Genomic DNA, 18854 nt, shown 5'->3' with positions numbered 1-18854 from the left:
CCCACCGGAGCGATCCGGCGGGCTATGTGTTTGTGAGGGGGAAAATCTGCGAGACGGCGGCCTGGCTTCTACCCGTCAGCTGAAGGAACGCACGAGACTGCCGACCAGAAGGTTCCAGCCGTCGATCAGCACGAAGAAGAGGATCTTGAATGGCAGCGAGATCGAGGTCGGCGGCAACATCATCATACCCATGGCCATGGTGATCGTCGCAACGATCAGATCGATGACGAGGAAGGGCAGGACGATAAGGAAGCCGATTTCGAAACCGCGCCGGATCTCCGAGATCATGAAGGCGGGCAGCAGGATGCGATAGTCGATCGGCTCGGTCGTCTGGATATTCTGGCCACGCTCGCGGGCAAGGTCGGCGAAGAGCGCGAGGTCCTTGTCGCGCGTATTGGCCGACATGAACGTGCGGAACGGCTCGGCGATGCGCTGAACTGCCGTTGCCTCGTCGATCTGGTTGGCAAGCAGCGGCTGAACGCCGTCCTGCCAGGCCCGGTCAAAGGTCGGCGACATGACGTAGAAGGTCATGAACAGCGAGAGCGAGAGAAGGATCATGTTCGAGGGGGTCGAAGAGAGACCCATGCCCGAACGCAGGATCGAAAAGGCAATGATGAAGCGCGGGAAGCTCGTCACCATGATGAGGATGCCCGGCGCGACCGAAAGCACGGTCAGGAGGCCGAATGTCCTGATGATCCAGGCGGCGACGGATCCGTCGACCGGAATATTCAATAGGTCAGTCGGCAGCTGCTGGGCTACCGCCAGTTCCGGCACCGCCATCATGGCAGCAAGGAAGGCTATGAGTCGAATCATTCGATGACAAAGGTCCTGAACATGACCTTCGATACGCGCCCTTGAGAGCGAAGGTCAACACGTTCCTGGATGTCATCCTTGAGATATTGAAAGCCGCGCGGCCCTTCGATCTGCTGAAGGGAAATGGTCCTGACATAAGCGAGAATATCCTGGTGAATATCCTCGGCGACCTTGACGTCCGGCGGCCCGTTGAACATCAGCGCCACCTCGAGTCGGATCCAGTTTTCCGAGGGGTAAGCGAGGTTCGAGGTGACCGGGTCGAGCAGCACGATGTTGTTGGCTTCGTTGGCGATCTTCGGAAGACCGCCCTCGGCCTTCTTCTTGGCCTCGGCCTCCTTCGCCTGTTCAGCCTCCGCGGCACTGCGGATATTCGGGGCCACCATGTTGCCGACCGCCCAGCCGCCACCGGCACCGACGAGCGTCAGCACGGCAAGGCCGATGATCGTCATCACCATGCCGCCCGATTTCTTTTTGTCTTCGCCTGTTTCGTTGTCTGCCATCTTGGTTCAGCCTCAAAGCGGCGAGAAGAGATCGATGGCCTGCTGGCCGCGCGGCGGCTGCTGCACTTCCATCAGGCGGCCGCGGCCACCGTAGGAAATACGGGCCTCGGCGATCTTGTCGTAGGAGATCTGGTTGTCGGAATTGACGTCCTGGGGACGTACGATGCCGGCGACGTTGAGGATACGCAGTTCCTGGTTCAGGCGAACTTCCTGCGAACCGCTGATAACCAGATTGCCGTTTTCGAGAATGCCGGTGACAACGGCGGCAACCAGAAGGTTGAGCTTGTCGGTACGCTCGATCTTGCCCTTGCCGTCCGTGCTCGTGTCGGAACCGTAGGTCAAATCCGTCTTGGATTGTGGCGTCCAACCGAAGATCTGGGCGTTGACATCCCAGGCCATGCCACTCGAATTCTTGCGGCTGCGATTGGTCTCGTTGTCGAAGGATCCCTTGTCATTGATCTGGATGTCGACCGTCAGGATATCGCCGACGTTGAGCGCGCGCGCATCCTTGAAGAGCGCGGCCTGCGAATCGCTCCACAGCGAATAGCCCTGGGCCACCGCGCGCGGCTGCTTCGGATAGAGCCCCATCTGCGGCGTTTGGCCGTAGGCGAGACCGCTGCCGATCGGGCTCATGGCAGGCGCGCGGCCGATCTCGTTGACTGCCGTGGACTGGCAGCCTGCAAGGAGGGCGACCGCGGCGATCACAGCCGGTAAACGCTTATTCATGAAGGATCCTTCGAGGTATTGGGATCAGACGCACTTGCGATGATGCCGGCGATGTTGGCAGCCTTGGTGGAATCCATCTCATTCAGGATCAGGCTGGACTGGCGCGGCCCGAGCCGCATGATGACGGCGGCGGCCAGTTCGGGCCTGACGTCTTGCAGCTGCAGTGCCGCCGCATCCGGCTTCATCTTCTTGTAGATATCCGTCAGGCCGGCCTCGGCCTGCTTGAGGAAATCGTCACGCCGCTTCAGCCAGTCCTGATATTCAGCCTTGCGCTTATCCATCTCGGCAATGCGGCTGTCGATATCTGCGCGCAGCTTCTCGAGTTCCTGTTTTTGCAGAAGATAGCGCTGATCGCGCGCCGGATCGGCGATATTCGTGCAGAACTGCTTGACCTCGTCCGTTGAGGTGATGTCGCCCGCCGGCGCCACTTCCTGGGCGAAAGCGCCGGGAATGGAAAGCAGCATGAGGCCTGCGGCCGGCAATGCCATCCGGCGCAACAGTTCGACGATCGGGTTCGTGATCTTGCTCATTGCAGCACAAGCTCCGCTTGCAGGGCGCCCGCAGATTTAATGCCCTGGAGAATGGCGATGATGCCATCCGGTTTGACACCGATATTGTTGAGACCGGCAACGAGAGTGCGCAGGTCAGGACCGTCGATGATCGCAACCCGTCCGCCGGTTTTCTGCGCCTGGATATCCGTCTGCGGCTGGACAGCGGTCTCACCGCGCGAGAAGGGCTCGGGCTGGATGATCTGCGGCGTTTCGGTGACCTGCACGGTCAATGTACCGTAGCTGACGGCGACCGGCGAGACGCGAACATCCGAGCCGATGACGATCGTGCCGGTGCGTTCGTTAATGACGACCTTGGCCGGTGTATCGGTCTCGACCACGAGATTTTCGATATCGGCCATCAGACGCGTCAGATCGGCCTCGCGCGGCTTCTCGATGATGACCTCCTGCGAATCCTTGGCTTCCGCAACCGGACCGCCAAAGCGTGCCTTGGCGTAGCCGTTGACGATATCTGCGATGCGGATCGCCGTAGAGAAATCGGGGTTGCGGAGCTGCAGGACGAGGTTGACCGAATCCTTGAAGCGGGACGGCAATTCGCGCTCGATGATCGCACCGCCCGGCACGCGACCGGCTGTCGTCACACCTTCGGTTAAGGTCGCCGCCTGTCCCTGGGCCTGAAAGCCGGTGACAATCGCGGCGCCCTGGGCAACGGCATAGATCTGGCCGTCGGCGCCGGACAGCGAGGTCATGATGAGCGTACCGCCACGCAGCGAGGTCGCATCGCCGAGCGAACTGACCGTTACATCGATGCGGCTGCCGGGGCTTGCAAAGGGTGGCAGGTTGGCGGTGACCATGACGGCCGCCGTATTCTTGGCGTTCGACTGGCTGCCCTGCGTGGAGATGCCGAGGTTCTGCAGCATCGCGCGCATGGACTGCTCGGTGAAGGGTGAAGCACGGAAACCGTCACCGGTTCCCTGCAGGCCGACGATGAGGCCGTAGCCGATGAGCTGGTTGTCGCGGCCGGCCTGCAGCGAGGCAATGTCCTTGATGCGGGACGTCAGCGCCCATGCAGGCCCGACATCGGTCAGGCTCATCGCTAAAACCGCAACCAAGCTCAGGGTGCGAAAGAAGAACTTCATTTTGCCCTCACATGGACCGTACCGTCGGCGAGCACGGTGCCGCTGACGATAACGCCGGAATCCATATTGCGTGCACGGATCATCTGGCCGGTCGCACCATCTTCGAGAGGCGAGCCGGCAGCGGAAATGGTCATCTGGCCAAGCTGGAAGACCAGGCGGATATTGGAACCGCGTGTGACCGTGTAGGGCTCGCGCAGGGCGGAAACCGAAATCGTCCGGCCCGGCAGGAGCGTGCGCTTGGAAACCAGCCCTTCGACCTGGGAGACCGACTTTGCGTAATCTCCGGCGAGGTTGGGGTTGGTGACCTCGACTTCCTGAAGCTGGGCGCTCGAAATCGTGTCGCCGGGGTAGATGATCGTTGTCGGGACGACGGCATAACCCATGCCGGCATCCGCTGCTGCCGGCACGACCATACCGGCGATTGCGATCGTGGCCGCAGCCACCCATCCTTGGATGTGTCCTGCCCGGCGAAACGTCATGTTCGGCCCTTCCCTCTTACTTCAGGTTCTTGCTGACGATGGATGCCATTTCATCAGCTGTCGTGATCACCTTGGAATTCATTTCATAAGCGCGCTGTGCCGAGATCAGCTCGGTGATTTCCTTAACCGGATCGACGTTCGAGGATTCCAGATAGCCCTGCTTGAGATAGCCCATATTGTCTTGGTCAGGATTGCTGATGACCGCTTCGCCGGATGCGGGCGTTTCCTGAAAGAGGTTGTCGCCAATCGGCTGCAGGCCAGCTTCGTTGACGAAATCGGCGAGCGTAAGCTGGCCGAGAGTGCTCGGAGTGGTCTGGCCGGGCAGCTTGGCGGTGATTTGGCCGGAGCGGCTGATCGTCAGCTCGGTGGAACCCTGCGGGATAGTGATACCGGGGATGACTTCATAGCCGTCGATGTTGACGAGCTGGCCCTGGTCGTTCTTGTTGAGCGCACCGGCTCGGCTATAGAGCGTCGTGCCATCGGTCGACTGGATCTGGAAGAAACCCTTGCCGACAATTGCGACGTCGAGGTCGTTACCGGTCTGGGTCAATTCACCCTGCAGATGCAGATTGCGCACAGCCGAAGTCTGGACGCCAAGACCGATATTGGCGCCTTCCGGAACGACAGCCTGGTTGGCGCGGTTGGCGACACCCTTGGCACGTTCGGTCTGGTAGAGAAGGTCGGTGAACTCGGCGCGGGCGCGCTTGAAACCGGTCGTGTTGATGTTCGCGATGTTGTTCGCGATGACTTCCAGGTTGGTCTGCTGGGCATCCATGCCCGTTGCTGCGATGGCGAGCGCTCTCATGTGTTCGTCCTCAAATCAGTTACATCTGCATCTTGGTGACTTCGAGGAAGGCCGAGACGACCTTGTCGCGAATGGCGATGGCAGTCTGAAGGGTCTGCTCGGCCTGCAACATCGAATCGACGACTTCGCGTGTGGAAGCCGTGCCCTTGATGCCGGCGAAAGACATGTTTTCCGCGCCCTTCAGGCTGCTGACGGCTTCGCTCGCCATGTTGCCCATGACGGAGGCGAAGCTCAGGCCGCCGGATGCGCCTGCTGCGGCAGACGACGTCGCGGTCGAGGAAGAGGCAGAATTTTCGGTATCGATGGCGCCGAGCGCGCGGGTCATCGAGAGATTGCTGACATTCTGTATGCTGCTGATCATTATTGTCCGCTCTTCAGGAGATCGATCGTCGAGGAAATGAGGTCGCGAGTCTGCTTGATCGTCTGCAGATTGGCGTCATACGAGCGGTTGGCTTCGCGCATGTCGGCCATCTCGATCAGGATGTTGACGTTCGGCATCTTGACGATGCCCTTCTCGTCCGCAGCAGGATTGCTCGGGTCGTATTCCTTAGTGAAGTCGCCTTCATCAACGCCGATCTTCTTGACGTTGACGGTTTCGACGCCGCTGGTGCGATCAAGCTGCTGGCCGAAGGTGATCGTCTTGCGGCGATAGGGATCGGCACCGGGCGTATCGCCGGTCGAACGGGCGTTGGCGATGTTTTCCGAGACGATACGCAGACGTGTCGACTGCGACTCGAGCCCGGAACCTGCGATTTTCATTGCTGCTGAAAGCGGATCCATGAGCCTACTTCCTTACCGTCATCAACATCATTCGATGAAAGGAACTGACCAGCGAGGTGTTCAGGTCGTATTGACGCTTGATCTCGCCGGACTTGGAAAGTTCTTCGGCCACACCGACAGTGTTGCCGGATTCCTGCACGCCGATTTCCTGGTCGAGCGCGGCATCCTTCACGTCGATGTCACCGCTCGTGCTGAAATCGTTGCCGCTCAGATGCATCGGATTGGTGCGCGCCATGGTGACGTCCGACTGGTCGAGCACCGCCTGAAAAGGCGTCACGTCCTTCGCACGGAACTTCGGCGTGTTTGCATTCGCGATGTTGCCGGCAACAACCTCCTGACGAATCGTCAGCCATTCCGCCTGCTTCGAAGCCAAGTCGAAAAGTTGAATCGGTTGCATGAGAACTCTCCGTTTTTACTAGGCCGAACCTAGGGCGGTAATCTTGCGTGGGACTTACGGTAAATGCAGGCTTTACAAGCCATTCTTCGAGATTGCTTGCAGGCACCAACCGCCGCCGCCCGACCGTTTCTCCGACAGGGCCTCGCAGCGCTTCGCTTTTGCCTGAACTAGTTGTTCTGGTAGACCTCACCCTTGGAGGTGACGATCACCCATTTGCCGTCGCGCTGTTCCAATGTGGCAAGGCGGCTTTCGTCAGGCAGGATCGAGCCGACGCGCACGACATACATGCCCGAGGGATCTTCGATGAGTGCCCGGCCGTTGGCCACATGCAGCAGGCGGAAAGAGCCTTTGCCGGGGAAAGGCTGATCCTCCATCGAGGCGTGGCCGTTGCGCTCCTTGCCGAGCTCGGAAACGGTCGCCGTCGTCATGTTGTCGATCGGTGGAACTTTCTTGCCTTCATCCTTCTTGTTGACCATGGCGAGTGGTGAGACGCTGAAGACGTTGCGCGCCGGCCAGTCCGGCAATTCACGGGAGGTATTGCTATCGGCGACGCTGATGCCGAACTTGTCCTCGTTGAAGAAGACGTACCAGGGGAAGAAGGCGGAGGCACCGGCAAGTGCCAGGCCCAAAAAGGTCAGCGCGCGGTCGAGCAGCAGTCCTTTGTTGCGCTCTTTCAGCGCGGCGATCCGTTCGTCTTCGAAATCGGCCATGATCAGGCCCTCCTTTGAATAGGCGCACTCGGAGTGGGTACGCCGGCGGCGGCCTTGAGAGCACCGGCAAGATCGGCGAAGGCATCAAGCGATTCGCGATCTCCCGGAGATTGTTTCAGGACGTCATAGATGATCGGCACCTGCTTGACCGCCATGTCGAGATCGGGATCGGCGCCCGGACGGTAGCCGCCGATGAGACGCAGATCGCGCGTTTCCTCGAAGCGGTGGATCAGTACCTTAAGGCGGGAAACCAGCTTCTCCTGATCCGGAGTCCAGGCCTTGCGGGCAAGACGCGAGATGGATGCGAGCGGATCGATCGGCGGGTAGCGCCCCTCCTCCGCCAGGCTGCGCTGGAGAACGATATGGCCATCCAGAATACCGCGGGTGGAGTCGGCGATCGGATCGTTATGATTGTCGCCATCGACGAGGATGGAGATGATCGCGGTAATTGTGCCAGTCCCTTCCGCACCGGGACCGGCGCGCTCAAGGAGACGCGGCAGCTCGGTAAAGACGGAGGCCGGATAACCGCGGGCGATCGGCGGCTCGCCTGCCGCGGTCGCCACTTCACGAATCGCATGGGCGAAACGCGTCACGCTATCGACGATGAAAAGAACGTTTTCGCCCTTATCGCGGAAATGCTCGGCGATCGTGATTGCCGTCAGCGGCGCCATCTTGCGCAACATCGGGCTCTCGTCGCTGGTAGCGACGATCGCAATCGCCTTCTTCATGTTGCTGCCGAGCGTATCCTCGATGAATTCACGGACTTCACGGCCGCGTTCGCCGACGAGCGCAATCACCACCTTGTCGAAAGCGTCGGCGCGGGCCAGCATCGACAGCAGCGTCGACTTGCCGACACCCGAGCCCGCGAAAATGCCGAGACGCTGGCCGAGGCAGAGCGGAGAGAAAATATCGATCGCGCGTACGCCGGTCTTGAATCCGTTTTCGACGCGCTGACGCGTCATCGAAGGCGGCGCAGCGTTTGAGATCGAACGGCGATCCAGGCCTTCGGCGATCGGGCCGAGACCGTCGATCGGCTCGCAGAGGGAATTGATGGTGCGGCCGCACCAGCTGTCCGACGGAGAGATACGGAAGGCACCCTTGCGGATGACGACGTCATGGATGCCGATCGGTTCGCCCGGTTCGATAGGGCAGACATAAACCAAATCCGGCTCCACCCTGACCACTTCGCCGAGATGGACGCCCGTCGCGGATTTATGCGCGACGAACTCGCCGAGGCGCACATGCCGGGAAAGGCCGCGCACGGTATAGTGGCCGGCGGCGATCGTGTGTACGCGACCGCCATGCGTCACCGAGAATTCTGGCGAGGCATAGCGTTTTGCCAGGTCGCCGAGATGTGTGAGCTTCGGCGAGAGTGCGTCCTCGGTCAACAGGGTGGTGTTCATGCTTCACACCCTGCCTTAGCGGCTGCCGCCCAGCGTCTGTACTGCTTCCTTGAAGGAGTCTTCGCTATCGCGCATCAGCGACGATACGCTTTCGAAGGCCCTGTTGACCTCGATAAGCTGTGTCATCTCATGCATCGCATTGACGTTGGAATTTTCGAGATAGCCCTGCTCGACGCCAACATTGAAACGGTCGACGACGGCGCGCGGCGGTTCGGTCGTCATGATGCCGCTGTTTTCATAGCGGAGGTAACCCTTGTCGATATCGGCTTCGAAGAGGCCGAGTGAAGCGACCTGGCGGTCATTCTGATAGATGATCCCGTCCGTACCGACCTTCGGTTCGCCACCGGCGGCGTTGAGTACGATCGGCGCACCGCCTGCATCGAGAACCGGATAGCCGCGGGTGGAAACCAGTTCGCCGGTATCGCGTATCGTGAAGCGGCCATCCCTCGTCAGAACGCGGCCGGCCGGCGTGTCCAGAGAGAACCAGGCATCGCCTTTGATGGCGAAGTCGAGCATGTTGCCGGTGTGCTGCATTTCGCCATGGGTGGTGTCCAGGTAGTCGTTGCCCTGGGAGACGAAGGCGACCTTGGTGTTCGTCTTGTTCTGGTTGTTCGCCATCATTTCATCGAACTTTACCTCGGTGCCGCGAAACCCGGTCGTGTTCACGTTGGCCATGTTGTCGGCGATCGTCGTCAGGCGTTTTTCGAGGGCCATCTGCGACGACAGGGAAACGTAAAGACCGGATTGCATGTCGGTAAGCTCCACATTGGCGATAAACGGGACGAAACACCGGGCTCCTTTTCGTTCGGCCACGGGTTCCGCTGAGCGGCATCTCAGACATGGGCGCGCATAGGCCCACTCGTCACGTTCAATATGAAGGCAAATCCTTGCGCGAAGCTGGCAGCGCAAACGAATGCGCAAAAGCCGCTTTCATCAGCCTCACGCAAGGCACAAACCCTATCCGTCGCAAAGAAAAGCAACGTTCAGATTGGGCTGACGATGAATATTATTATCGGATTTGTAGTTGTCTGCGGCTGTATCGTCGGTAGCTTCATGGCCATGGGCGGCGAAGTCGATGCTCTTTTTCAGCCCTTCGAATTTCTGATCATCGGCGGCGCCGGTCTTGGCAGCTTCATCATGGCGAACCCCATGAAGGTTGTGAAGGACTCCGGCAAGGCGCTCGGCGAGGCCTTCAAGCACGCCGTCCCCAAGGAGCGCAACTATCTCGATACGCTCGGCGTGCTCTATTCGCTGATGCGCGACCTGCGCACGAAGTCGCGCAACGAAATCGAAGCGCATATCGACAACCCGGCCGATTCGACGATCTTCCAGTCGGCCCCGACGGTTCTGAAGAACAAGGAACTGACGGCCTTCATCTGCGACTACGTGCGCCTGATCATCATCGGCAACGCCCGCTCCCACGAGATCGAGGCGCTGATGGACGAAGAAATCAACACCATCCTTCATGACAAGATGAAGCCCTACCATGCGATCCAGATCATGGGCGATTCGTTCCCTGCCATCGGTATCGTTGCGGCGGTTCTCGGCGTCATCAAGGCCATGGCGCACATCAACGACTCGCCGGAAGTGCTCGGTCACCTCATCGGTTCGGCACTCGTCGGCACATTCCTCGGCATTCTGCTTTCCTACTGCGTCTGCTCCCCCCTGGTCTCGCAGATCAAGGTCGTCCGCTCCAAGCAGCACCGCCTTTACGTTGTCGTCAAGCAGACCCTGCTTGCCTACATGAACGGCTCGGTGCCGCAGGTCGCCCTCGAATACGGCCGCAAGACGATCTCGGCGTATGAACGCCCGTCGATCGACGCAGTGGAGCAGGAAATGATGAACCCAGGTGGCGAAAACAAGGCAGCTTAAATGACTATGAGCAATGCTTCGCATGACAACCAGACAATGGATCCTGCCCTCCTTGCCAAATTGACCGGCGGTCTTGGCGACAAGGGCAGGGTTGCCAAGCTCTGCAGTTCCTTCGGCGACATCTACAGCGAGTTCTTTCCCGATGTCCTGAAAAGCGAAACCGGCCTCGATGTGACAGTCGGCTATCTCGGCTGCGAGATCGGCTACAAGAATCACCTGATCGACGATCTCAGCACCAACATGACGCTCGTCGATGCGACGCTGCGCAATTGGTCCCAAAACATCACCATCGGCTGTGGCAATGGTTTCATCATCACCCTGATGGAGCACCTGCTTGGCGCCACTGCCGAAACGATCGAGGAGCCGGCCGACCGGCTTCTCTCTGTTATCGAACTCGATCTCGCCGGCATGGTGTTCGACAAGATCTCCAAGGTGCTGCGCTCGGCCGTGAATGCGCCGGGCGGATTCGAGCCCAGCCTCTCCGCTCCCTTCGCACATGAGACCCGTGTGCGTCCGCCGGAAGATCGCACCGACGAATTTGCTGCTGCGATCAACATGTCGATCACGCTTGCCGGCATCGTTTCCGAATTCAGCCTGATCGTGCCGCAGACGGCGCTGCTCAAGACGACGGTTTCGGCCCCGAAGCCGAAGAAGCAGCCCAGCAAATCGCCCGAGTTCACCGAGCAGATCGGCGACCAGGTTCGCCGCTCGCACGTAACCCTCGAAGCGAAGATCCATCTGCAGGACCTGACATTGCGAACGATTTCCAAGCTGATGGCTGGCGATGTCATTCCTTTCCGCGACAGCGGCGACGTGCGCGTCGAAGTCAGCGCCAACAGCCGGGAATTGTATGTGTGCGAGTTCGGGCGTTCAGGCGACAACTACATGGTGCGCGTGAAAGACACCATGAATTCGGATGACGAGCTGATCCGGCACTTAATGAATTAATCGGTTCTCTCGCTCTCAGCGCCACAAAGGCAGTTTGAGGCAAGTTTCAACTGGAATAGTGATTTCATGGCTACGAAGAAGACACAGCAGAACAGTGACCTCTCCCTGGACATGCCGGGCAATGAAGCCGATCTGGATCAGGCTATCGACGACCTGCGCGGCGTGCTGAAGAAAGATTCGGATGGCGACCTTCCGCAGTTCGGCGACGACCTGCAGAATGATGCTTTCGCAGCTGGAACGGACCTCTCGCCATTCGGCGGTGATGCCGGCGAAACACCCTTCGGCGGTGCCGACTTCGCAGGAAGCGATTTCGGGGGTGACGATGCTGGCGGCACGGGTGCAGCAGGCTTTCCCGGCCTCGAGGCTGCGCCAAGCTTCGGCGGCAATTCCTTCCAGTCCGCTCCGGCACCGCTCGGCAGCGCGCTGAACTCGAATTTCGACCTGATCATGGATATTCCTATCGATGTCCAGATCGTGCTCGGGACGAGCCGCATGCAGGTTTCCGGCCTGATGAACCTCACTGAGGGTGCCACCATCGCGCTCGACAAGAAGATCGGCGAGCCGGTCGAAATAATGGTGAACGGCCGCAGGATTGCGCGCGGCGAGATTACGGTCCTTGATAACGACGACACGCGGTTCGGTGTAAAACTGATAGAAGTTTTGAGCACGAAAAAAGCCTGATCCCTGTGCGGGACGGAGAGGTTAGACCATGATGGACTTTGACGATTTCGGCGGCGCACTTGCCGGGAAACCGTTGACCCAGGCTGAAAAGGCGGCGGCAGTTCTTCTCGCTATGGGGAAGGGGGTCGCCGGCCGGCTGCTGAAATATTTCACGCAGGCCGAGTTGCAGACCATCATCGGATCTGCCCAGGCGCTTCGCGCCATCCCGCCGGACGAGCTTCTTCAGCTCGTCGGCGAATTCGAAGATCTCTTCACCGAAGGCGCCGGTCTGATGGACAACGCCAAGGCGATCGAAGCCATCCTCGAGGAAGGCCTGACGCCGGACGAAGTCGACAGCCTGCTCGGCCGCCGCACCGCCTTCCAGGCCTATGAGACCTCCATCTGGGACCGTCTCGCCGAGGCGGAACCTGCCTTCGTCGCCCAGTTCCTGTTGCGCGAGCATCCGCAGACCGTTGCTTATATTCTGTCCATGATGCCCTCGTCCTTCGGCGCGAAGGTGCTGCTACAGCTTCCCGACAACCGCCGCGCAGACATCATGAACCGCACGGTCAACATGAAGAGCGTCAGCCCGAAGGCCGCGCAGATCATTGAAAACCAGGTGATGACGCTGCTTGCCGAGGTCGACGCGGAACGCAACGCATCCGGCTCGACCAAGGTCGCCGACCTGATGAACGAAATGGACAAGCCGCAGGTCGACACGCTGCTCACCTCGCTCGAATCGATCAGCCGCGAAGCGGTCAACAAGGTCCGTCCGAAGATCTTCCTCTTCGAAGACCTCATGTTCATGCCGCAGCGCAGCCGCGTCATGCTGCTCAACGATATCTCGTCCGACGTTCTCACCGTCGCGCTGCGCGGCGCATCGGCCGAAATCCGCGAATCGGTCCTGTCAGCCATCAGTCCGCGCCAGCGCCGCATGATCGAATCGGATCTGCAAAGCGGCATGGCCGGCGTCAATCCGCGCGAAATCGCGATTGCCCGGCGCGCTGTCGCGCAGGAAGCGATTCGTCTGGCCAATGCCGGCCAGATCGAACTCAAGGAAAAGGAAGGCGGTCCGGCGGCCGCCTAAAGCCGTCGCAGTTGTTGACAAGACCGTTCGCCGGCAAGGCAGCGGTTGATCGGCAGCAGGCACAAGACTACCCTTCATGGAAACAGGCCGCACTCCAGCAGCGGCCTTTTTCTTTGACGGAGGGCCGCGCATTTGGCCGATGAAGACAAGGACAGCAAAACAGAAGCCCCGACCGCGAAAAAGCGGTCGGATGCCGCCGAAAAAGGTAATACCCCCCACTCGCGTGAAATCTCGATCTTCGCGACGATTCTGGCGACCTTCATCTATCTCGTCTTCTTCCTTCCAAACGCAACGTCACACATGGCCGAAACCCTGCGCGACATCTTTGAGCAGCCGGACCAGTGGAAGATCGAAACCGGGCCTGACGTCCTCTCGCTCTTTGCGAAGCTCGGCTGGGCCGTGGCTGCGTTTCTGGCCCCTGCCTTCATCATGTTCATGGTGTTCGGTATCGCCTCGTCCGTCTTTCAGAATCTGCCGACGCCGGTTCTCGAACGCATTCGTCCACAGGCCTCGCGTATTTCAGCGATCAAGGGATGGTCGCGGCTCTTCAGCCTCCAGGGCCTCGTCGAATTTGGTAAATCGCTCTTCAAGGTGGTCGTCGTCGGGGTGATTCTCTTCTTCGTCCTCAGAAGCGAATATTTCGGCTCGATCGATGCGATGTTCTCGGATCCGCAGACGATCATGGTTCGCATGATGACGGCGATGCGCAAGATCATCATCGTCATGCTGGTCGCCACCGCTATCGTCGCCATCGCCGACGTCTTCTGGACGCGGTATCATTGGTTCACCGAGCTGAAGATGACGAAGCACGAGGTGAAGGAAGAAAACAAGCAGTCGCAGGGCGACCCCTTCGTCAAGAGCAGGCAGCGCTCCGTCATGCGTGACCGCGCCCGCCGGCGCATGATCTCCAGCGTCCAGCGCGCCACCCTCGTCATCGCCAACCCGACCCACTATGCCGTGGCGCTGCGTTACGTACGCGAGGAAAACGATGCGCCGGTCGTCCTTGCCAAGGGCCAGGACCTTATTGCGTTGAAAATCAGGGAGATCGCCGAAGAGAACAACATCCCCGTGTTCGAGGATCCACCTCTCGCACGCTCCATGTTTGCGCAAGTCTCGGTGGATAGTGTCATACCGTCAGTCTTCTATAAGGCCGTCGCGGAACTCATTCATCGGGTTTACGCCGCGGAGGCCAAGAACAAACGGGTAAGATAAGTCGAATGAAAAAATGCCCCTACTCTGCCCAGCGTGAAAAAATCCTTGCAGAAGCGATCAGCCCGGTCGCAACCGAGCTCAGGCTTCTGGATGCATCCGATCTCATTTCTCTGCTGCGTTTCGAGTATTACGGCAATCTCGCCGACCTCGTCGCTTCCGCGGCGGAACTGTTTTTCCATCCTGGCACTGTCAACTTCGGCCTGGGTGGAAATTATACGCTGGAATGGGGTGGCAAGCCCGAAGTTGTGCTGGATCTCGAAATCAAGCCGCGCGGCGTGACCGTCTATGCGCAACTGACGCTGGCAGAAGACCACGCCGGCATCGAGATCAATCATATTTCCTTCCAGAACGCTTCCAGCGATCCGGACGCAAACACGGCTTTTCTCCAAAGGAGCCTGCACGAAGCGCGCTATATCGTGGCGAAGCCGCAGGCGCTCGCCGGCTAAAGCACTTTTTCCGCCTGGGAATATCAGGCCCGGTCCGCAAGGCACCGGGCCTTGCTGTGTCAGCTAATGTAACCCAAACGTATCGCCTTGGCGATCGCCTGGATGCGGTTGACCGAATCGAGCTTGATGGTTGCCGAGCCGAGATAGGCGTTCACCGTATGGACGGACAGGCCGAGCTTGTCGGCGATTTCTTCGCTGATACGACCATCACCAGCGAGCTGAAGGCAGGCGATCTCGCGCTCACTCAGTGCTTCGCTCGCCGCCGCACGCCGCTCATCGAGGGACAGCAGATCCATCATGACATTGCAGCACCGGCCGTGCAGCTCGATGATCGTATCGCTCTGAGGATCGATTTCATCGCCGGTGAAGAGCACGAAGCCGTTGCCGATGGCGCCGAGGCGCACCGGAAAAGCAAGACCGGAGAAAGGCACCATGCCATCTTTCAGCCTCACCATGAAAGGTGAGAAGTCGGCAGGGCCTGGAGCCGCGCTGTCGTGGCTCCCGGCCCAGAACAACGGCAACAGCGAACGATCGATATGGTCGAGCAGCGCCTCGCCATAGGCATCGATGAAGGCCTTGCCGAAGCCGGCATTCGAGGGACCCCAGTTCTCCAGCTCGCAGATCAGTCGCTGCTTTGCCGGCACACCGGAGCCGCTGACACGAAAGACGGCGAAACCCTGCGTATCCGCGAGCTTCTGCATGGCAATCAGGCGCGGGAAAAGGTCAGACCGGCTGGAAATCCTGTTCACACGTACCATGCGCATCTGGTCCGTATTGCTTATCACCCTGCCTGGTTGATGCCCCATAATTCCCCTCAAACGAGATTGTTGCGAACGGCGAAGGCTATCGCCTCGGAACGAGTCTTCGTTGCAGTCTTCCGCATCACACTGGTGATGTAATTATTGATGGTATTCCGGGAGATGCCGAGGATCATGGCGATCTCGTCGCTCGTCTTGCCTTCCGCAATCCAGAAGAGGCATTCCAACTCTCGGTCCGTCAGTTCGAAATCGCGATCGACCTTCGTGCCCCCGCACCGAAGGAAGCTTGCGAAATAGCCCGCCAGGAGGCCTACGTCCCGAAGACGTTCCGGCGACAGAACGACGCCTTCCCTGAACAGGAACATCAGCACCAACCGAGAGCGGCCGACATTGAGGGTCAGAGAGCAATATTGCCGGCTGGCGCCATGCGGCACGTCGGCGCTCTCCGGCAGAAGCGCAAAGCCCGGTTGCAATACCTGCATGCACTTCTCGAACTCCGTCGAGCGCGCATAACCGGCAACCAGGTCATTGGCGACATCCTTCACCAGATCGAAGGGCCAGTCAGACGAAACGATAAAGTCCAGACCGCTTTCCTGGATGAGGTCGCAGCGCGCCATCAGATAATGCATGGCACCGACATAGTCGGTCAGCGCCCGCAGGCCGGCCTGCAGCTTGCCGGTCTCAGCAATGACGCGCAGGCGATCGATCAGTTCGTCGCGCGGCTGAAGATCCGGCACATTGGCGCCTAGGAAGTTCGCCATCTGCTTCTCGCCTTTATTCGCCTGAAATATGTCCATATCCATTGGCAGTGACCTGCGGCTGAGAAACTGTCGGTTCTCGCAAAGAAGTTCTGTTTTTGTGAAAGGGATTCAAACACATGCCCCACACGAATCCCACTTCGAATCACTTGAGGGTAAGCCAACCATCGTAAATCACCATCTCCGACTTCTGGGGATTTACTTTTGCGACTTTCCATGCAGTGATTCGATCACCACTCCACTCTCGCGAAGATATATAAACTAGGATGATTCTGGCATTGGCCGCAACGTTCCTCGCCTTATGCGCGAGTGACGCTGAGCGGAATTATCGATCTGAATGACGTAATTGTCACAGTTCCGACCGGGGGCGTGCCGCAATCGAATGCCCGGCGAAAGCAAATCTCAAACGCACAAAAGCAACGAACTATTGTTCTACTGTAGAAATACTCATGTCGCCCACCCTATGCAAGGCTTGAGCCTCATGCGAACGACGCCATCCCGCTGCCCGGCGATCTCTACATCCGAATTCTCTGTCATAGAGAAACCGACTCTTTAAGAGCCGGCTGCGATCATGGGTCACGTTCTTGTTACCGATTGATGTATCCACAGCTAAGAAAAGAAAAGGCCGGTTTCCCGGCCTTTTCATCATGCTGCTTCGTCGATCGCCCATTTCCTGAGGATCTTCGCGGCGCGCTCCTCGTTGATCTCCACCATGCGAGCAAGCTTGCGTTCCGGACCTTCCTTGACCCGGCGGTTGAAGTTGCCGTCATCGTCGCCGAGGCTGAGCAGATCCTCGGTGCTGTCGAAGCCGAAGTCGGAGCCGAAGCCATCCATGAGCGCGCCGCCCGAAGAAGCGCCCGCCGGCGCGAAGTCCGGCAGTTCCAAACCAGCCGATTCGGGAGTGGCGTCGCCGAGCACTGCGGAGGAGGAGCCCGAGCCGTTGACGGTGCGGATGAGGGGGCGCACGCCCAGCCAGACCACCACGAAGGCAACTGCAACGAAGGCCAACGAGTTGATGATACCGGCGAGGTTGCGGCTCAGAATATCCATGACATGGACGCCGCCATTCGCATCGTCGAGAAGCTGGTTCTCAAGGAAGTCCATCGCCGTGACGGTAACCACATCGCCGCGATTCGTGTCGAGACCAGCGGCCGAAGTAACGATCTTCTGCATTTCAGCGAGGTAGGCGTCGATCTTGGCCTGGTCAGCCGGTTCGCCGACCATCTTGGCGATGCGGCCCTTGTTGACGACGACGGCGACCGAGAGCTTTTCGACCCGGTATGCGCTGCGCGTCGTGGCCGTGGTCTTGCTGTTGATTTCGTAGTTGGTCTGCTCTTCGCGCTTGTCGGACTTGTCCTCAGACTGCGGACCATTGGCGCCACCGGCATCAGGTGCTGCTTGTGGAATGTTCTGCTCGACCGTCGTCGCATTGTCAGACTGACGCTGCTGGGACTGGGCGTTTTCCTTCGTGGAGCGGACCGAGCGCTCGACTTTGGATTCCGGATCGTAGGTAGTTTCCTGGATCTGCTGGGCGTCTGTGTTGAGGTTGGCCGTTACGCTGGAGCGGAAGTTATCCATGCCGAGGAAGGGTGCGAGCGCCTTGTCGATATTCGATTCGACTTCCTGCTGGACGTTCTGGACGATACTGAGCGAGCGGTTCAGCATACTGTTGCTGGCTTCGTCGCCGGAAGCAAGAAGCTGGCCGGCGGAATCGAGGATCGTCACGTCATCGACATCAAGCCCCGGCACGGCCGAGGCGACGAGGTGACGGATCGAGGTGGCGGCGTTTCGCCCCGTCGCGGCACTGGCGCGAATCATGACGGATGCCGTCGGCTTTTGTTCGGCCTTACGGAAATTGCCGACCTCGGGCATGACGATGTGGACACGTGCGGCGGTGATGCCGGAGATCGACTGAATGGTGCGGCCGACTTCACCTTCGAGAGCACGGACGCGGGTCACTTCCTGCATGAAGGAGGTGAGGCCGAGCGAACCGACATTGTCGAAGAGCTCGTAACCGGCGTTAGCGCTGTTCGGCAGGCCGCGTTCGGCAAGCAACAGGCGGGCCTTGCCCGTCATGCCGGCCGGTACGGTGATGCTTGAACCGTCTGTTCCGACCTGAAAATCGATGTTGCTTTCGGCGAGCGCCATGCTGATCTGGTTGAGATCGGGCGTCTCCAGGCCGACATAAAGCGTTTCCTGGGCCGGTTTGTTGACGAAAATGGCCGCCGCCAGGATGATTGCGATGGAAGCGGCGCCGACCCCACCAAGGATCATCAAACGCGTCCGCCCAAGCGAACCAAAGTTCTTAATAATCTGAACTAATTGATTTAACAGATTCATTCTGTTCTCGCACGATCCGTCAAAGACAAAGCAGGCTTATTGCCTCATTTGACGAATAGACGCCGAAACTTGTGCGAGCGTTTCGTTCGGCGCATGCGGGAATGAATTGCGATGCTAGAAGAAATCGAAGTCGCCGGCCGCCTTGCTGAGCGGCTGGGAGTGGCCGTGACGGGTACCGCCACCGAGAGCTTTCTGCATTTCGGCAAGCTTGACGAGGCTGAGTGCGGTGGCGACATCGATCGACCAGTTCTGCGGAATTTCACCGGTGATGGTGTCGATGAATTCAGCGAGACCCCGCGATTTCTGTACGGCGAGATCGATGCCCTGCATCACCTTCATGCTGTCAGGGGAATTCAGGATTTCCGAGCCGCCCAGTTCGATCAGCTGGGGTTCGATCCGCTCCATCAGGTAGGCCACGTCGTGAAGCTCGGAGACAATGCGCATCAATACGTCGCTTAGCGCCTCTACCGGCGATGGCGGCTCGATTATCGGTGTAAAAGTCATATAAAATC

The 18854-nt window shown here is 59.3% G+C and carries 23 protein-coding genes; 6 read left to right on the top strand and 17 right to left on the bottom strand.

From position 1 onward, the window contains the following. Window positions 1-75 precede the first annotated feature (75 nt). The 13 genes from fliP to flgF form a co-directional block, all read right to left on the bottom strand. Entirely contained in the window at window positions 76-813 is a 738-nt protein-coding gene (gene fliP, locus FHT82_RS08855) for a flagellar type III secretion system pore protein FliP (protein WP_183728579.1), read from the bottom strand. After that, entirely contained in the window at window positions 810-1313 is a 504-nt protein-coding gene (locus FHT82_RS08850; protein WP_183728576.1) for a flagellar basal body-associated FliL family protein, read from the bottom strand. The genes fliP and FHT82_RS08850 overlap by 4 nt, the downstream gene beginning before the upstream one ends. A gap of 12 nt (window positions 1314-1325) precedes the next feature. Further along, window positions 1326-2039, bottom strand: coding sequence for a flagellar basal body L-ring protein FlgH (gene flgH, locus FHT82_RS08845; RefSeq protein WP_183728573.1), 714 nt, complete (start codon window positions 2037-2039; stop codon window positions 1326-1328). Further along, window positions 2036-2569 carry a MotE family protein gene (locus tag FHT82_RS08840; protein WP_183728571.1) on the bottom strand — a complete coding sequence of 178 codons (534 nt, stop codon included), beginning with the start codon at window positions 2567-2569 and terminating at the stop codon, window positions 2036-2038. The genes flgH and FHT82_RS08840 overlap by 4 nt, the downstream gene beginning before the upstream one ends. Then, a complete protein-coding gene (locus FHT82_RS08835; RefSeq protein ID WP_183728568.1) occupies window positions 2566-3687 on the bottom strand; it encodes a flagellar basal body P-ring protein FlgI in 1122 nt (373 codons plus the stop codon). Before FHT82_RS08835 ends, FHT82_RS08840 begins: the two co-directional genes overlap by 4 nt. Continuing rightward, on the bottom strand, window positions 3684-4166 hold the full coding sequence (gene flgA, locus FHT82_RS08830; RefSeq protein ID WP_183728565.1) for a flagellar basal body P-ring formation chaperone FlgA: 483 nt from the start codon (window positions 4164-4166) through the stop codon (window positions 3684-3686). The genes FHT82_RS08835 and flgA overlap by 4 nt, the downstream gene beginning before the upstream one ends. 16 nt (window positions 4167-4182) lie before the next feature. Then, a complete protein-coding gene (flgG, locus tag FHT82_RS08825; protein WP_183728563.1) occupies window positions 4183-4971 on the bottom strand; it encodes a flagellar basal-body rod protein FlgG in 789 nt (262 codons plus the stop codon). Between the two features lie 19 nt (window positions 4972-4990). Next, window positions 4991-5332 (bottom strand): flagellar hook-basal body complex protein FliE, encoded by a 342-nt coding sequence (locus FHT82_RS08820; RefSeq protein ID WP_183728561.1) that lies wholly within the window; start codon window positions 5330-5332, stop codon window positions 4991-4993. After that, on the bottom strand, window positions 5332-5751 hold the full coding sequence (gene flgC / locus FHT82_RS08815; protein WP_183728559.1) for a flagellar basal body rod protein FlgC: 420 nt from the start codon (window positions 5749-5751) through the stop codon (window positions 5332-5334). Before flgC ends, FHT82_RS08820 begins: the two co-directional genes overlap by 1 nt. Before the next feature lie 4 nt (window positions 5752-5755). Next, window positions 5756-6148, bottom strand: a complete 393-nt coding sequence (gene flgB / locus FHT82_RS08810) for a flagellar basal body rod protein FlgB (RefSeq protein WP_007816099.1) — start codon at window positions 6146-6148, stop codon at window positions 5756-5758. A gap of 167 nt (window positions 6149-6315) precedes the next feature. After that, window positions 6316-6858 (bottom strand): flagellar protein, encoded by a 543-nt coding sequence (locus tag FHT82_RS08805; protein WP_183728557.1) that lies wholly within the window; start codon window positions 6856-6858, stop codon window positions 6316-6318. A gap of 2 nt (window positions 6859-6860) precedes the next feature. After that, entirely contained in the window at window positions 6861-8261 is a 1401-nt protein-coding gene (fliI, locus tag FHT82_RS08800) for a flagellar protein export ATPase FliI (RefSeq protein ID WP_183728553.1), read from the bottom strand. Between the two features lie 15 nt (window positions 8262-8276). Further along, complete coding sequence (gene flgF / locus FHT82_RS08795; RefSeq protein ID WP_183728551.1) at window positions 8277-9011, bottom strand: flagellar basal-body rod protein FlgF; 735 nt, start codon at window positions 9009-9011, stop codon at window positions 8277-8279. A 249-nt stretch (window positions 9012-9260) separates the two neighbouring features. Between flgF and motA the strand changes: the two genes are divergently transcribed. The 6 genes from motA (at window position 9261) to FHT82_RS08765 (ending at window position 14486) form a co-directional block, all read left to right on the top strand. Beyond that, entirely contained in the window at window positions 9261-10133 is an 873-nt protein-coding gene (gene motA, locus FHT82_RS08790) for a flagellar motor stator protein MotA (protein ID WP_183728548.1), read from the top strand. After that, window positions 10134-11081, top strand: coding sequence for a FliM/FliN family flagellar motor switch protein (locus FHT82_RS08785; protein ID WP_183728544.1), 948 nt, complete (start codon window positions 10134-10136; stop codon window positions 11079-11081). Between the two features lie 66 nt (window positions 11082-11147). After that, on the top strand, window positions 11148-11762 hold the full coding sequence (gene fliN, locus FHT82_RS08780; RefSeq protein WP_183728541.1) for a flagellar motor switch protein FliN: 615 nt from the start codon (window positions 11148-11150) through the stop codon (window positions 11760-11762). A gap of 28 nt (window positions 11763-11790) precedes the next feature. Further along, window positions 11791-12828 carry a flagellar motor switch protein FliG gene (gene fliG, locus FHT82_RS08775; RefSeq protein WP_183728538.1) on the top strand — a complete coding sequence of 346 codons (1038 nt, stop codon included), beginning with the start codon at window positions 11791-11793 and terminating at the stop codon, window positions 12826-12828. A gap of 132 nt (window positions 12829-12960) precedes the next feature. After that, a complete protein-coding gene (gene flhB / locus FHT82_RS08770) occupies window positions 12961-14040 on the top strand; it encodes a flagellar biosynthesis protein FlhB (protein ID WP_183728535.1) in 1080 nt (359 codons plus the stop codon). Window positions 14041-14045: 5 nt separating this feature from the next. After that, window positions 14046-14486 carry a hypothetical protein gene (locus FHT82_RS08765; RefSeq protein WP_112541535.1) on the top strand — a complete coding sequence of 147 codons (441 nt, stop codon included), beginning with the start codon at window positions 14046-14048 and terminating at the stop codon, window positions 14484-14486. A 59-nt stretch (window positions 14487-14545) separates the two neighbouring features. Here FHT82_RS08765 and FHT82_RS08760 read toward each other — a convergent pair whose 3' ends face one another. The 4 genes from FHT82_RS08760 to FHT82_RS08745 all read right to left on the bottom strand — a co-directional run bounded on the left by FHT82_RS08760 (window position 14546) and on the right by FHT82_RS08745 (window position 18846). Further along, complete coding sequence (locus FHT82_RS08760) at window positions 14546-15292, bottom strand: helix-turn-helix transcriptional regulator (RefSeq protein ID WP_183728532.1); 747 nt, start codon at window positions 15290-15292, stop codon at window positions 14546-14548. Window positions 15293-15300: 8 nt separating this feature from the next. Next, entirely contained in the window at window positions 15301-16047 is a 747-nt protein-coding gene (locus tag FHT82_RS08755; RefSeq protein ID WP_183728530.1) for a helix-turn-helix transcriptional regulator, read from the bottom strand. A 600-nt stretch (window positions 16048-16647) separates the two neighbouring features. Beyond that, a complete protein-coding gene (gene fliF / locus FHT82_RS08750) occupies window positions 16648-18342 on the bottom strand; it encodes a flagellar basal-body MS-ring/collar protein FliF (protein WP_183728527.1) in 1695 nt (564 codons plus the stop codon). A 114-nt stretch (window positions 18343-18456) separates the two neighbouring features. Then, the gene (locus tag FHT82_RS08745; protein WP_183728524.1) at window positions 18457-18846 is read right to left on the bottom strand and encodes a hypothetical protein; all 390 of its coding nucleotides are present in this window, start codon (window positions 18844-18846) and stop codon (window positions 18457-18459) included. Between the last annotated feature and the right edge of the window lie 8 nt (window positions 18847-18854).

Source organism: Rhizobium sp. BK275 (assembly GCF_014193555.1).
GTDB lineage: Bacteria > Pseudomonadota > Alphaproteobacteria > Rhizobiales > Rhizobiaceae > Rhizobium.
Note: the sequence above shows the minus strand (reverse complement) of the source record. Positions and strands in the feature narration are given on the sequence as shown.

Excerpts from the sequence above, each read along its gene's own strand:
- fliF (WP_183728527.1), bottom strand. The coding sequence starts at position 18,342 with ATGAATCTGTTAAATCAATTAGTTCAGATTATTAAGAACTTTGGTTCG.
- FHT82_RS08745 (WP_183728524.1), bottom strand. The coding sequence starts at position 18,846 with ATGACTTTTACACCGATAATCGAGCCGCCATCGCCGGTAGAGGCGCTA.
- flgA (WP_183728565.1), bottom strand. The coding sequence starts at position 4,166 with ATGACGTTTCGCCGGGCAGGACACATCCAAGGATGGGTGGCTGCGGCC.
- flgF (WP_183728551.1), bottom strand. The coding sequence starts at position 9,011 with ATGCAATCCGGTCTTTACGTTTCCCTGTCGTCGCAGATGGCCCTCGAA.
- FHT82_RS08805 (WP_183728557.1), bottom strand. The coding sequence starts at position 6,858 with ATGGCCGATTTCGAAGACGAACGGATCGCCGCGCTGAAAGAGCGCAAC.
- fliG (WP_183728538.1), top strand. The coding sequence starts at position 11,791 with ATGATGGACTTTGACGATTTCGGCGGCGCACTTGCCGGGAAACCGTTG.
- FHT82_RS08840 (WP_183728571.1), bottom strand. The coding sequence starts at position 2,569 with ATGAGCAAGATCACGAACCCGATCGTCGAACTGTTGCGCCGGATGGCA.
- fliN (WP_183728541.1), top strand. The coding sequence starts at position 11,148 with ATGGCTACGAAGAAGACACAGCAGAACAGTGACCTCTCCCTGGACATG.
- FHT82_RS08765 (WP_112541535.1), top strand. The coding sequence starts at position 14,046 with ATGAAAAAATGCCCCTACTCTGCCCAGCGTGAAAAAATCCTTGCAGAA.
- fliI (WP_183728553.1), bottom strand. The coding sequence starts at position 8,261 with ATGAACACCACCCTGTTGACCGAGGACGCACTCTCGCCGAAGCTCACA.
- flgC (WP_183728559.1), bottom strand. The coding sequence starts at position 5,751 with ATGGATCCGCTTTCAGCAGCAATGAAAATCGCAGGTTCCGGGCTCGAG.
- flgH (WP_183728573.1), bottom strand. The coding sequence starts at position 2,039 with ATGAATAAGCGTTTACCGGCTGTGATCGCCGCGGTCGCCCTCCTTGCA.
- flgG (WP_183728563.1), bottom strand. The coding sequence starts at position 4,971 with ATGAGAGCGCTCGCCATCGCAGCAACGGGCATGGATGCCCAGCAGACC.
- FHT82_RS08850 (WP_183728576.1), bottom strand. The coding sequence starts at position 1,313 with ATGGCAGACAACGAAACAGGCGAAGACAAAAAGAAATCGGGCGGCATG.
- FHT82_RS08820 (WP_183728561.1), bottom strand. The coding sequence starts at position 5,332 with ATGATCAGCAGCATACAGAATGTCAGCAATCTCTCGATGACCCGCGCG.
- FHT82_RS08755 (WP_183728530.1), bottom strand. The coding sequence starts at position 16,047 with ATGGATATGGACATATTTCAGGCGAATAAAGGCGAGAAGCAGATGGCG.
- FHT82_RS08760 (WP_183728532.1), bottom strand. The coding sequence starts at position 15,292 with ATGGGGCATCAACCAGGCAGGGTGATAAGCAATACGGACCAGATGCGC.
- fliP (WP_183728579.1), bottom strand. The coding sequence starts at position 813 with ATGATTCGACTCATAGCCTTCCTTGCTGCCATGATGGCGGTGCCGGAA.
- flgB (WP_007816099.1), bottom strand. The coding sequence starts at position 6,148 with ATGCAACCGATTCAACTTTTCGACTTGGCTTCGAAGCAGGCGGAATGG.
- FHT82_RS08785 (WP_183728544.1), top strand. The coding sequence starts at position 10,134 with ATGACTATGAGCAATGCTTCGCATGACAACCAGACAATGGATCCTGCC.
- FHT82_RS08835 (WP_183728568.1), bottom strand. The coding sequence starts at position 3,687 with ATGAAGTTCTTCTTTCGCACCCTGAGCTTGGTTGCGGTTTTAGCGATG.
- motA (WP_183728548.1), top strand. The coding sequence starts at position 9,261 with ATGAATATTATTATCGGATTTGTAGTTGTCTGCGGCTGTATCGTCGGT.